Annotated in this window: 12 protein-coding genes; 6 read left to right on the top strand and 6 right to left on the bottom strand. The window is 48.2% G+C overall.

Features of this window, described 5'->3' with window-relative positions; all coding sequences use genetic code 11:
* Position 1: 1 nt before the first annotated feature.
* From topA to OXG75_05145, 5 genes are all read right to left on the bottom strand, one after another.
* Positions 2-2,251 carry a type I DNA topoisomerase gene (gene topA / locus OXG75_05165; protein ID MCY3625363.1) on the bottom strand — a complete coding sequence of 750 codons (2,250 nt, stop codon included), beginning with the start codon at positions 2,249-2,251 and terminating at the stop codon, positions 2-4.
* 99 nt (positions 2,252-2,350) lie between these two features.
* Positions 2,351-3,337 carry an NAD-dependent epimerase/dehydratase family protein gene (locus tag OXG75_05160; GenBank protein ID MCY3625362.1) on the bottom strand — a complete coding sequence of 329 codons (987 nt, stop codon included), beginning with the start codon at positions 3,335-3,337 and terminating at the stop codon, positions 2,351-2,353.
* A gap of 31 nt (positions 3,338-3,368) precedes the next feature.
* Positions 3,369-4,664 carry a UDP-glucose/GDP-mannose dehydrogenase family protein gene (locus tag OXG75_05155; GenBank protein MCY3625361.1) on the bottom strand — a complete coding sequence of 432 codons (1,296 nt, stop codon included), beginning with the start codon at positions 4,662-4,664 and terminating at the stop codon, positions 3,369-3,371.
* Positions 4,665-4,933: 269 nt separating this feature from the next.
* Complete coding sequence (locus tag OXG75_05150) at positions 4,934-5,821, bottom strand: hypothetical protein (protein MCY3625360.1); 888 nt, start codon at positions 5,819-5,821, stop codon at positions 4,934-4,936.
* Complete coding sequence (locus OXG75_05145; protein MCY3625359.1) at positions 5,818-6,783, bottom strand: site-specific DNA-methyltransferase; 966 nt, start codon at positions 6,781-6,783, stop codon at positions 5,818-5,820. Before OXG75_05145 ends, OXG75_05150 begins: the two co-directional genes overlap by 4 nt.
* Before the next feature lie 507 nt (positions 6,784-7,290).
* On the opposite strand from OXG75_05145, the gene OXG75_05140 reads away from it, so the two are divergent.
* The 3 genes from OXG75_05140 to OXG75_05130 all read left to right on the top strand — a co-directional run bounded on the left by OXG75_05140 (position 7,291) and on the right by OXG75_05130 (position 9,139).
* Positions 7,291-7,704, top strand: a complete 414-nt coding sequence (locus tag OXG75_05140; protein MCY3625358.1) for a secondary thiamine-phosphate synthase enzyme YjbQ — start codon at positions 7,291-7,293, stop codon at positions 7,702-7,704.
* A complete protein-coding gene (locus OXG75_05135) occupies positions 7,701-8,162 on the top strand; it encodes a DUF1285 domain-containing protein (GenBank protein ID MCY3625357.1) in 462 nt (153 codons plus the stop codon). Before OXG75_05140 ends, OXG75_05135 begins: the two co-directional genes overlap by 4 nt.
* Before the next feature lie 296 nt (positions 8,163-8,458).
* Complete coding sequence (locus tag OXG75_05130) at positions 8,459-9,139, top strand: carbonic anhydrase family protein (protein MCY3625356.1); 681 nt, start codon at positions 8,459-8,461, stop codon at positions 9,137-9,139.
* A gap of 2 nt (positions 9,140-9,141) precedes the next feature.
* Here the strand turns inward: OXG75_05130 and hemW are convergent, their stop codons facing one another.
* Positions 9,142-10,326 (bottom strand): radical SAM family heme chaperone HemW, encoded by a 1,185-nt coding sequence (hemW, locus tag OXG75_05125; GenBank protein MCY3625355.1) that lies wholly within the window; start codon positions 10,324-10,326, stop codon positions 9,142-9,144.
* Between the two features lie 31 nt (positions 10,327-10,357).
* Between hemW and OXG75_05120 the strand changes: the two genes are divergently transcribed.
* Genes OXG75_05120 through OXG75_05110 form a run of 3 tightly spaced genes read left to right on the top strand, consistent with a single transcriptional unit; the run spans position 10,358 to position 13,415 of the window.
* The gene (locus tag OXG75_05120) at positions 10,358-11,587 is read left to right on the top strand and encodes a TolC family protein (protein ID MCY3625354.1); all 1,230 of its coding nucleotides are present in this window, start codon (positions 10,358-10,360) and stop codon (positions 11,585-11,587) included.
* Positions 11,584-12,720, top strand: a complete 1,137-nt coding sequence (locus OXG75_05115; protein ID MCY3625353.1) for an efflux RND transporter periplasmic adaptor subunit — start codon at positions 11,584-11,586, stop codon at positions 12,718-12,720. The genes OXG75_05120 and OXG75_05115 overlap by 4 nt, the downstream gene beginning before the upstream one ends.
* Complete coding sequence (locus tag OXG75_05110) at positions 12,720-13,415, top strand: ABC transporter ATP-binding protein (GenBank protein MCY3625352.1); 696 nt, start codon at positions 12,720-12,722, stop codon at positions 13,413-13,415. Before OXG75_05115 ends, OXG75_05110 begins: the two co-directional genes overlap by 1 nt.
* Positions 13,416-13,454: the final 39 nt, after the last annotated feature.

Genomic DNA, 13,454 nt, shown 5'->3' with positions numbered 1-13,454 from the left:
ATCAGACTTCTTCCGCTTTAGTGGCTTTTCTAACTATATTGCCGTCTTTATCGAGGTTGAGGGTGCTTTTGCACTTTGGATAACCGCTGCAGCCGAGAAAGCGCCCGCGGCGGCTGCGGCGAACAACCATGGGTTTACCGCATTTCTCGCATTTTATATCTTCACGGACCTCGGGAGGTTCTTTCTGCTTTATGACGATCCTGCCGTCCTGCCTCGTGAATTCCTTGGGATTTTTACAATCGGGATACTTTGAACAAGAAAGAAACTGCCCATAGCGCCCTTCTTTTATCACCATGGGAGCCCCGCATTTGTCGCATTCTATATCATCGCAGATCTCGGGGTCGGTTTTCTTGCCCACGACAATCTCTCCATCCTCCGCCCTTGTAAAGTCCTTCGCGTTCTTGCATTCAGGATATCTAGAGCAGGAAAGAAATTGCCCGTAGCGCCCTTCCCTTATAACCATCGAAGCTTCGCACTTGTCGCATTCTATATCGGTCGGAATTTCCAACTTGCGCCCCTCGATTTCCTCCTCGGCTCTGGTCACGCTCTTTGAAAACCCGTCGTAAAAACCCCGTAGGAGTTCAACCCAGTGAACTTCGCCTTCTTCCACCCTGTCAAGATCGCTTTCCATCCGGGCCGTAAACTCCTCGTTCATTATTCCCGGGAAACCCTCCACCAGAAAATCGTTCACGGAGAAACCCAAGGGAGTCGGAACGAACCTTGCCTTCTGCCGTTCGGCGTATCCCCTGTCCTGTATTGTCGAAAGGATGGAAGCATAGGTCGAGGGTCGTCCGATACCTTTTTCCTCAAGCTCTTTCACGAGCGAACTTTCCGAATATCTGGGCGGCGGCTGAGTGAAATGCTGCTTGGGGTCAAGCTTTAAAAGAGAAAGAATATCTTTTTCAGAAAGCTCGGGAAGCCGTTTGTTCTGGTCTCTTTTCGAGTTCTTATCAGTATCGCTGGTTTCTTCTTTTTCAGTTGCCTCCTCGTAGGCGGCTGTAAAACCCGGAAACTTCATCACGTTGCCAGTGGCCCTAAAAACGGCTTCACCCGCTGTGATGTCAACACGAGTCTGGTCGTACACAGCCGGAGACATCTGCGAAGCAATGAACCTTTTCCATATAAGGGAATAAAGCTTGTACTGGTCTTCTGTGAGAAACTTCCTCAGGTCTTCCGGACGCCTTGAGGGAAAAGTGGGCCTTATGCATTCATGGGCGTCCTGCGCGGATTTTTTTACCTTAAAAGTGTTTGGACGCCTTGGCACGTAATCCCCTCCGTAGTTCTCGGATATGAATCCCCTTGCTTCTGCTACGGCGTTATCAGAAGCCCTCACCGAATCGGTCCTCATGTAAGTTATAAGTCCTACGGGCCCCTTACTTCCAAGTTCAACCCCCTCGTAGAGCCCTTGGGCAACCAGCATAGTTTTTTTCACGGAGAAGCGGTATTTCTTCGAGGAATCCTGCTGAAGGGTGCTTGTTATGAAAGGGGGAAGGGGGTTTCTTTTACGTTCTTTCTTTTCGATCTTCCCTATGACAAAATCTTTTCCTGAAAGCGCAGAAACTATTTCTTCTGACTGCTGAGCATTTTCAATCTTGGCTTTTTTCCCCCGGAACATGTGTAGCGAAGCCGTGAAAGCATCCGCATCGGGATCTGCAATCTTCTTAACAAGCGCGTCAAGGGTCCAGTATTCCCGCGGCTTGAAATTCTGAATCTCCCTTTCCCTGTCAACGACGAATCTGAGAGCAACGCTCTGAACCCTTCCGGCGCTCAGTCCCTTTTTAACCTTCTTCCAGAGAACAGGACTCACCTTGTAGCCGACGATTCTGTCAAGAATTCTTCTTGCCTGCTGAGATTCGAAGCGGTCTATGTTAATAGCAAGGGGTCTGCTCATCGATTCCCTTACGCCCGCTTCCGTTATTTCGTGTATAAGAACCCTGTGGACCTTGTCCCAGAGATTAAGGCGGTTTGCGATGTGCCACGCGATCGCTTCCCCTTCCCTGTCCGGGTCGGAGGCAAGATACACTTTTTCCGCGTCCCGCGACGCTTTTTTCAGATTCTCAAGATACTTGGTTTTGCCCTTTATAACGCTATATTTGGGCTTGAAATCGTTTTGGATATCCACCCCGAGACTGCTGCTCGGAAGATCTACAAGATGTCCTGAAGATGCTTCCACGCGGAAATCCCGGCCGAGATACTTCTTTATTGTTCTCGCCTTTGAAGGAGATTCGACTATGACAAGGGATTTAGCCATAAGAATAGTTGTTCCGCAAAATCTATCTAAATCTTATAAAAAACCCACGGAATCTGTCAATACCGATTTAGACCATTCCCCCAAGGCATCCACAGCGTATCAAATTTCTATACTCCGTACAAGGGCCTTATTGGCATTATACCACCTAAGCGAGTTTTCAATACCGGTCTCGATATCAAAGCAAGGCTCCCAGTCCAAAATCTTTTTCGCCTTGTCTATACTTGCCAAGGTAACCCTGATATCGGAAGGATGCGGGGCACTGCAAGTAACTTTAGCTTTTTTGCCGGTTCCGCGTTCTATCACGTCTATGATTTCGTTTAGGGATACGGAGGCCGCGCTTCCGAGGTTTATTATCTCAAAGCCCAGATTCTTTATCGCCAGGACAGTACCCGCCGCGATATCGTCAACGTAGGTAAAATCCCTTTTCTGTTCTCCGTCGCCGAGTATTACTATTTCCTCTTCCTCATTTATCCACTTTATGAACCGAAAAACGCTCATGTCTGGCCTTCCCGCGGGACCGTAAACCGTAAAGTAGCGAAGCACCGAGATATCTAGTCCGTAAAGAGAGTTGTAAACCGAGCAAAGGCCTTCGGCCGATTTCTTCGAGGATGCGTATTGAGAAAGCTGATAATCGGTCTTCATATCCTCCCTGAAGGGGATTCCGTTTTCCCCGTAAACGCTCGAAGTCGAAGCGAGCACGAACTTGCTTATTCCTTCTGAGCGACAGAACTCAAGGAGATTAAGAGTCCCAGTCACGTTGGTAGAGTAATATATCCAGGGATTCTCAATGCTCTGGCGAACTCCGGCACGGGCCGCGAGGTTAATAACGCAGCCAATTCGGCCGCCCCCGCAAAGAGCTTTTATTTCCTCGCACACGGAAAGAAGTCCGGGATTGTCCGATATGTCGCATTCGAAAAAACTGAATCTCTCAAACCCTCCGAGAGTCTCAAGCCTGTGATGCTTGAGCCTCACGTCATAAGCATCGGACATGTTGTCGAGCCCGAAAACCAGATCTCCGCGCTCAAGAAGAAGCTCGCACACTTTGGCGCCTATAAATCCTGCGCAACCCGAAACGATTATGTTCATGACGGTAAAGACCGCTCCCAGTCTGTTCTCATTACCTGCCGATTCCGAAATACTTGATACCCATGGCCTCAAGTTTCATGTGGTCATAGATATTTCTTCCATCAAATATCACAGGGGTCTTCATCAGCTCCTTTATCATCTCGAAATTGGGCTGTCTGTACTGACTCCACTCGGTGTGAATCACAAGGGCGTCCGCCCCCCTGCAGGCATCGTAGTAGGACTCGAAATAATCCACGCTGTCTCCTAACACGGTTCTCGCGTTTTCCATGGCGGCGGGATCGTGGACGGCAACAGAACATCCCGCATCAAGAAGCCTTTCTACCACGTAAAGTGATGGGGCCTCTCTTATATCATCCGTGTTGGGCTTAAACGAAATTCCCCACACGGCAACTCTTTTTCCTCCAAGATCAGAGAAAAACCCGGCTATTTTATTAAAGAACCTCTCCCTCTGAGCTGCATTCACGCCGTCAACCGCGGCTACAACCCTAGGTTCATAACCTACACCGCGCGCCATTTTCTCAAGAGCTTTTACGTCCTTTGGGAAACACGATCCCCCGTATCCGATTCCCGGATAGAGATAATATCTGCCTATCCTCGCATCAGAACCTACCACCGAGCGGACCTCGGACACGTTCGCACCCAGAAGTTCGCACAGATTGGCTATATCGTTCATAAACGATATCCTGGTGGCAAGCATTGCGTTTGAGGCGTACTTTGACATTTCGGAAGATCGGATGGAAACCACTATCGTCCTGTCGGCAGACCTCATAAAGGGAGAGTAAAGTTCCCTTAGAACCGAGCCTACTGATTCATCCTCAACTCCTATTACCACCCTGTCGGGCTTAAGGAAGTCCTCAATCGCCGCTCCTTCCTTGAGAAATTCAGGATTCGACGCCACACCGAATTCCTGATCCGTGAGGGATTTTATAGTGTCGCGCACCTCCTCGGTAGTGCCGACGGGAACCGTGCTTTTGGTTACCACTATTTTGTATCCGTTAAGGTTGCTCCCTATCGACCGCGCCACGTCGAGAACGGAGGAGATATCCGCCTCGCCGTCTTGTGCCTGAGGAGTTCCAACCGCAATAAATACGAGAAAAGATTCCCTGACGGCCGAAGCTATATCGGTTGTAAATGAGAGTCTTCTCTCATCTATATTGGTGCGCACCATCTCATCAAGACCCGGCTCGAAAAAGGGAACTTCGGCGCGCCGAAGGCTCTCGATTTTGCTTTCATCTATGTCGACGCACACAACGCTCTTCCCGCTTCCCGCTAGACACGCCCCCGTGACAAGCCCCACGTAACCCGTTCCTATAACGGCTATTTTCATCTGACAAGTTTCCTCGGATAAATACACGGACAATCCCGCGCAGGAATTTTCAACCAATTAAAAGACAAGATAGGGTACAACAAATCCTCAAAAAATAAACAGACCGAGTTGGCAGTTGATATTATCAGTGACTATAAAAATAAAGATTAGCAAGCCGACTAAAGAAAGGTGATTTAAGTCCGTTTTTAACTGAGTCCGCCGTTGATTCGGCTTCAATAATACTTCCCTGATTTGCCCATGTTTCTAATTGTGATTCTGGCATTGCCATATCATATAAATTTCCAAATATCCTTGCAGAGTAGTTGATCTAAACTCTGGATGTGGTCTTTCAATATGTCTTCTGTAAGCATATTTGGGCGAATATCGCAGTAATAAACACCATCAAGGGGATTAAGCTTGACCGAGTAACCGCGGAAATGTCCAGGCAGGAAAGTTGAACTGATACCGTACTTGTTTTTCTTGCTGGTTTTCTTTCGCTGAACATCATTTAAAAACACAGCAACGTGTGGAATATTCGTATCAGTTAACTTGCTGTACAAAAACTTGTCGATGAAAATCTTGTCTATTCTATCTTTGCTGGAAGTTTTTATTGAACCAATAAGTTTTACCTCTTCATCGCGTTCAATAATCAAATCGTGCTGATAGCTCATTTGGAACTGCTTTTCTCCCTGAAGCATAAATGGGATTTTCACTACACCGGATTTGCACTCAACACCGGTCTCCTTGATGACAAGATGAATTAAGCGTTCAAAAAGGTCTCCGTTGATCTTTCTTGCTTTATTAGAAGCTCCTACCAAAGCGTCAAGGGTTGAACCGATGGCCATTTGCAAAGTATAAACTGTCTTATTGATAGACTCTCTTTTCTTCTTGGATCTTATATCTTTAGCATTGTTCAGTATTTTAGCAAAAGACTTTTTGGCAACAGGAAACTCAGATGCATTGTACATAAGTTTTGAATTTATGGGACGAGTAATCTGATAGTCACCGTCTGAACCGTATTGATAAAAGTGGTAGTGATTCTCGTTCTGGGAAACTATGACTGCTTGAAGTTTGGTAGCAGCATATTCTAAGTATTTCTCTGCGAAGTCCAAGAAATCAGGAATCGTGCTAAATTTTGTTTTGTCTGTTGCGATATCAGAGAGTTGGGTAATTTTCATCGTATTGAATTTCTGCGTTTAAGATTCTCGAAATCATATTGCCTCCATTTTTGTATAGGCCAATCTTCAACCAGTTCAACACGTTCTACTGCCCAATCGAGATATTCCTGAGACAAATCACATCCTATCCATTTCCGTTTGAGTTGCTCCGCGCAAACGGTTGTAGTTCCAGAACCGAGGAACGGGTCGAATACTACATCGTCTTCTTTAGACGAAGCAAGAATGATTTTACGTAGAAGTTCCTCCGGCTTTTGCGTAGGATGAGGGGTTTTTTCGTGCATTCCGTTGCAAGTCGTCGGGATTTCCAGAACATCTTTCGGTTTGGCTCCTTCAGGATTGGGTTCCCAGTAGTGCTGTTTGCCGTTTCCGTATTGACTTGTAGCTGCTTGTGGGTGCGAGGGATACTTCAAAGTGTGCTCCGAGTAAGGTATTCTCACAGCATCAACATTGATCTTATGCTTTTTTGTTTTTCGAAAATGCAAAATGCTCTCATGTGACCTCCCCCAGTCATTCGCTAGGCTCGCTTTGTTTTTATAGTGCCAGATTATCCAACGGCATTTGTGAAAAAAGTTCATCGCCGGAGATTTAATATCAGCCACTATTTCCGAAAAACCGCAAATGTAGAGCGAACCTGTTGGCTTGAGAATTCGGGCCGCCTGTTCTATCCAGACGCATGACCAGTCAATGTACTCTTTCTGTGAACTGAAGTGGTCCCAGTCAGCTTTTTTGATATTATATGGAGGGTCGGCAAAAACCAGATCGACAGATTCGTCGTCAAGGTCTTTCATTACGTTCACACAGTCCCCTAGATAAAACTTTCCATTTGGGTGAATGTAGTAAACTTGGGGGGAAAAAGTTTCTTGTTGGGGCAACTCTAGAATCTTGCCTCTGAGTTGCTTCCGGCCAAAGAACTCATCTAAATCGGCTTTCCGTTTGAAAGACTGTCCAGTGCTTTTTCCCATACTTGTCTAATTAAATAATCTGAACAACTTCGCATGCTCCAGAGCTTATAAACAGAGTCTTACAGGCTAACCCTACCTAGCTTGTGCTCTTTTACGAAGACAACCTTCGTGATAAGCTGACAGCTTTTTCCCTGCGAAATTACTCAAGATAACCATAGGAACTGACATGATTACCAAACACTCTTATAGAGTATAGATTATAATCCAGATTTCATAAAATTTCTAACCTGCTTTCTAAACCCTCACGGCCTATTAACGGCCACCCCGCAGCATGAAATCATTATAAATCTCTTAGAAGAATCTCGCCGCGTCCTCAAACATCCATTTCCAACGTTACAGCACTCCATTCTTTCTCCTTGCCATTGTAAAATCCGAGAACCTTGAAGGTGGCATCTTTCATGACAACCGTCCGCTTACAGTCAGGCTGCTTGCGTATACAGTCACCGCAGAGGAAAACCCGCAATAGACAAAGTATAGTTACAGGGAAAAAGCTTAAGGAGGTGCATCTTGAAATCTCATACCGAGTATCTTTGGTTTAACACGGACAAAAAAAGAGAGTTCGTTCATATAACTCCGACGGTAAGACAGATCGTGCAGCAAAGCGGCATAACAGAGGGTTTTGTCCTCGTATCCGCGATGCACATAACGGCTTCTGTCTTCGTAAACGACCTCGAGCAGGGGCTTTTTGAGGACATTTGGGAGTGGCTTGAAGGCATCTCCCCCTTCAGGGAAGATTACAAACATCACCACACCGGAGAAGATAACGGTGACGCTCATCTGAAAAATCTCCTCATGCACCACCAAGTGGTGGTTCCCGTGACGGAAGGAGACCTTGACCTCGGCCCCTGGCAAGAAATCTTCTACGGGGAGTTTGACGGCAAGAGAAGAAAAAGGGTGGTCGTGAAAGCTATCGGGATATGAAAAACAGACAAGAGAACAAAAAGCCCAGGATATTCATAGACAGTCGTGGCAGGTGGTTTCACGACGGGGTCAGAATAACCCACAGGTGGACATACCTTGAGAACAACAAAAACCTCGACATAGACACAGACGGAAAGCTTTTTGTTCAAGAACAAGGGAGCAGGGTTTACGTCGAGTGCGAGGATACCCCTTTTGTTGTTACTATGGTCACCAAAACGAAGAACGGTTTTTCCATAAGGTTAAACGACGAATCCGGGGAAGAACTGGATTTGACGACTCTCACCATAGCCGAGCAGAACATACCTTACGTAAGAGTAAAGAACGGGAAATTCGAGGCTAGGCTGCTTAGCGCGGCCTACTACGAACTAATGAAATACGCAGGAAAAGACGAGAAAGGCTTTTACCTGGAATCCGGACGGAGCAGATCCTATCTGCACCACAACTCAAGAACCGTCTAATTATTTGTGTGAAACCTGTTGGGGCATAGGTTACACTGTCTTTGCAAACTATCGGCTCCATCTGCTCAAAAAACAGATTTTGCAGTGCAGGCCATAAAACCGTGTATTGAAATCGCCATCAGCTTTGGCAATGCGATTGGAGAGAAAATGCCGCAAATTGAAATTATTACGGTTTCGTCGCAATCGGGACAGTCGAGGTCTTTAATGCCTGCAGTTTCGGCAACGGCTATGCGTATTATGCTAGTGATATCCGCACTCACGAAAACCCATGCGGGAATGCGTCATGGAGGACTGGGTTGACTTGCTGGGGTTATACCGGGGCCGAAGGTCCCGATAACTGGGGCTCGCTCTCACCGGATTACGCAACCTGCGCTATCGGACGCATGCAGTCACCGATTGACATCACCGATGCCTTTCCCGTCAAGGGACCGGCACTGAAATTCGATTACAGGCCTTCTTCTCTGAAGATTCTAAACACCGGACATACCCTCCAGGTAAATTACGCACCCGGCAGCACATTGACTGCAGCAGGTGAAATTTACGAACTGTTGCAGTTTCACTTTCACGTTCCGAGCGAGCATGCCTTTGATGGTTCGCACGCGGCGATGGAGGCACATTTCGTACACAAAAATCCAGCAGGCGTACTGGCAGTGGTTGGTGTTATGATGGAAGTAGGCACACGAAACCATGCTCTGGCTGCGGTGTTTGACAACGTACCGACCGAGGCAGGAGTGGAAATTGATGTTGCGGGCGCGACAGTGGACGCATCTGCGATACTGCCGACGGCAACCACCAGCTACTTCCATTACAAGGGGTCACTCACCACTCCTCCCTGTAGTGAGGGAGTACACTGGTTCATTTTTCCGGACGCAATTGAAGTGAGCGCGGAACAGGTCGCAAACTTTGAGCGGATGTTCGGACACAATGCACGTCCGTTACAAAAGTGCAACGACCGTCTGCTGATTGTATCTTCGTAGCTTCAGTGAAAAACCCCGCACACCCTTGCAACCAACTCATCGTTGAATACCCTTCCCTTGGCGGTGAGCCTGAGACGGTCGCCGTCGGTGAGAATAAAACCGTCAGATTCAAGGTATTCTAGGCCAGAGGCATCAGGTTCGCAGCCGAAGCGCTTCTTCAGGCCTTCAATTCCTACCCCGTCGCTTAGCCGAAGTCCCATAAGAAGCTTATCTTCAAGGGCTGTGGTCCGCGAGAGATCATAAGAGGCACAGACGGCATTTCCGTCGCCCGTAACTCGCTTCATGTAAAGCTCGGGATTCCTTATGTTTGACCATCTTATTCCCCAGCCCTCTTCTCCACCGCAGCTAATGTGGGAATGGGCTCCGGCACCCACGCCTAGGTAGTCATGACAGTTCCAGTAAATAAGGTTATGCCTGCACTCGTAGCCGGGCCGGGCAAAATTCGATACTTCGTAATTTCCGTACCCCTCTGCCTCGAGAATCTCCCGCGCGCTCCGCATGAACTCAACCAGAACTGAGTCATCGGGAAGAGAGAGTTTCCCTTTGCGCCAAAGCGTCGCAAACTCGGTGCCGGGCTCAATTGTAAGGCAGTAGGCGGATATATGGGCCGGAGAGAATCTCAGGGCAGTGCGGATATCTTCTTCAAACTCTTCCCGGGTTTCCTGAGAGCTTCCGTATATAAGATCAAGATTGTAGTTGTGAAAACCGGCGTCCCGGACGTCAACAAGCGCGCGGACACAGTCATCTGGAGTGGTGAATCTCCCGTAGAAATCAAGCTTTCTCTGCGAAAAAGACTGCACGCCGACGCTTATTCTGTTTACCCCAACGCACATCAGTGAAACGAGCTTTTCCCTGTCAGCAGTTCTCGGGTTTACCTCAAGGCTCACTTCTACCTTAGGCGAGAAGGAGGCAATCGAGGCGAGTTTCTCCATTACCATCCCTACGCTTCTGGGCTTTAAAAGCGACGGGGTCCCTCCCCCGAAAAACACCGTGCTTATCTCTCTGCCTTCAATAATGCCCCGGAAGTTTTCAATTTCCCGCTCCAGAGCACGGACGTAATCATCCTCCGGAAAGTTGCCATTAGTCCCATAAGAGTTAAAATCACAATAAGGACATTTGGTAAGACAATACGGAATATGGACATATACGCCAAGGGGCGCTTGGTATTTATCGATATTCTCTTTCATCCGCACTCAAGCGACACACCGCAGTTGCCACATGATGAGTATACCGAAAAATTTCCTCTTTCTTCTCAGTTCACTACTGCTGCTTTCCCAGACCGCGTGGACGCAGCAAGTAATCCCAATTGAACGGGCCGTCGAGATAGCACTGCTTAACAGCCCGGAACTCCGGATTTCCCGTTCCGAGGTCGACATCTCGAAGTCAATACTCAGGCAGGCAAAAGCTCCCCTTTATCCCCAGCTCAGCGGAAAACTCGTAGTACCGTTTGTGGGAAGAGAGTCCGGTTTCTACGTCGACCAGATGATATGGGACTTCGGAAAGACAAAGGCCAGGATAAGGGCAAAAGAACATCATCTGGAATCCGCAAGATACTTGTTCACGGGCTCAGAAACGACGCTCGTGCGCGACACGCGCATCACCTACTATCAGGCGCTTTCCGAGAAAAACCGGCTCGATGGAGCAGCTACAGAAACCAAGCGCAGGGAATGGCTCCTTGAGAAAACAGAAGAGCTTTTCGCCGTCGGGAAAAAGTCCGCCCAGCAGCTAAGCCAGGCGGAAATCGACCTGCAGCAGGCAAAACTCGAACTGGTCTCAAGAGAAAACTCCTACGAACTCGCCATGCTTAGCCTAAGACACCTGATGAATGACCCCTCGCTCGGACAGTTCGACATCCGTGAGGATCTTGCCTATGAGAAGGTATACGAAACCAGAGAAGATCTTGTAAGCTTCGCCCTTTCTGAAAACGCAGAGATAAAGAGCCTCCTGGCGGACCATGATGGAATAAGGGCCTCGATTGCGGAGAACAGGGGGAAATTTCTTCCGTCGATATTCGGCAGGGCAGCGTACAGATTTGAAGGAGAAGGCGCCGAGACGCCAGCTTTTATAGCCGGACTCGGCGTTAAGATTCCCATCTTTGAGGGATTCTCAAGGTTTGGCCAGATGGCGCAGTCAAAGGCTGAACTCACAAGAAACGAGGCGCAGACCGAGCTGCTCAAAAACAGAATAATCCTCTCGGTCGGGGAACTCTATCTCGAACTCAAGCACCTCGAGAAAAAAATAAAAATACTTGAGGACTCAGAATCGATATCGGAGAAAAACCTGCTTCTGGTCAAGGAAAGGTACAAGTCGCGAAGCGCTTCGAAAATAGAATTTGCCCAAGCGCAGGCGCTCTACGAGGAGGCGGTAGCGGACTACAAAAACTCCATATACGACTATAAAATGGTAAGGTTAAGGCTGTTAAGCCTCTGCGGAAAAGAGATACAATGAAAAATTTCCCCCGCTCAAACCTTCTCTACGCCGTCGCCGCCGTAGTAGTCATCGCAGGATACTTCATCTTTTTCGGAGGAAAGGAAGGCAAGGTAGAGTACGTAACGCAGAAAATCGAGAGAGGAGACATAACTTCCCTTGTAAGAGCTTCGGGAACCTTAGAACCGACTAAGGAAGCAAGGATATATTCACAAATAAACGGAACGATAAAAGAAGTCCGCTCCGAGGTAAACGACGAGGTCAAAAAGGGCCAAGTGCTGGCCCTTATGGAAGAACCGGAGGGGCTCTCAGGAGACGTCGAATACTTCAAGGAGATACTTAAGAAGACCACAACCGACCTTGAGATTTCAACCAACTCCCACGGGGCAAATAAGAGACTTTATGAAAAAGAGCTTATTTCCCGGGAGGAGTTCAACTTATCTCTCTCAGAACACAGCGCGGCAGTTGCCGCACGTGAGAAAGCCCAAGCCGACCTGGAAACGGCGCAGAGAAAACTTGACGCGACCCGAATCACTTCCATGCTCGACGGCATGGTGCTTGAAAAGAACATCATAATCGGCGAACAGATACACCCGAACAAATCCGAACCCCTGTACGTACTGGCTGAAAATCCTCGAACTCTTCACCTGGTCTCAAACGTAAGCGAAGCGGACATAGGAAAGATAAAAGAGGGTCAGGACGTCCTCTTCAGAGTTGACGCATTTCCGGGCAAGAATTTCAGCGCGAAGATAAAACAGGTGGCAAACTCTCCGAGCATAAAAAACGATGTCGTCACCTACGACGTAAAGTGTCTTGTACAGAACCCGGAACTCGAGCTTAAACCCGGGATGACCGCCGAAGTAAAGAAAGTCATATCAACCAAAAAAGACGTGCTTAAGGTTCCCACCGCCGCACTTCGCTTCATTCCCCCAAAATCTTCAGCCGTCGCTGCTGAGGCAGGCGAAAACGTCTGGGTCCTCAAGCAGGGAAAACTCTCTCCAGTAGTAATAGAGACCGGGATTAGCGACGACTTCCACACAGAAATTCTAAGCGGTCCGCTTTCCGAAGGAGACCCGATAGTGGTTGAGTACACGATTTCTGGCGGAAACAACAAAGGACCGGGCTTTGCGCTTCCCCAGCCGAAAAGATTCTGATGACACCGCCCGTAATCAAGCTCAAGAACATCGGCAAAACCTACTCGAACGGAAAAGTCGAGGTTGAAGCACTCCGATCCATAAACCTTGAGATAGCACAAGGAGAATTCGTCGCCGTCATGGGATCTTCGGGGTCCGGCAAAAGCACTCTTATGAACATTCTCGGCTGTCTAGACACGCAGAGCAGCGGAGACTACATGCTTGACGGTACCGACATAATGGAGCTCGGAAGCGATGAGAAGGCGGAAATACGGAGCACGAAGATTGGCTTTGTCTTCCAGAGCTTTAACCTGCTGCCGCGAACCACTGCACTTGAAAACGTGGAACTGCCGCTGGTCTACTCAGGCATGTCTGGAACCCAGAGAAAAAAACTTGCATCGGCCTCACTTTCCCTCGTGGGACTCGCAGACAGAGAGGATCATCTTCCCAACCAACTCTCTGGGGGACAGCAGCAGAGGGTGGCAATAGCCAGGGCGGTCGTAAACAACCCGAGGATGATACTGGCAGATGAACCAACCGGAAACCTGGATACGGCAACGAGTTATGAAATAATGAAGATATTCAAAGAACTGAACGAACAGGGAAAAACGATAATAATGATAACGCACGAAGAAGATATAGCTTCCCGTTCAAAGAGAATAATAAGCCTGAAGGACGGGGAGATCATCGAGGACAGACCGAGCGGCCCGATTTAACTCTGTCGACCCTCGCAAGCCGTGAACCACAGTTCGGGA

This window comes from Candidatus Dadabacteria bacterium, from assembly GCA_026705445.1.
Taxonomy (GTDB): Bacteria; Desulfobacterota_D; UBA1144; order Nemesobacterales; family Nemesobacteraceae; genus Nemesobacter.
The sequence above is the reverse complement of the archived record's forward strand: the minus strand, read 5'-3'. Positions and strand labels throughout refer to the sequence as shown.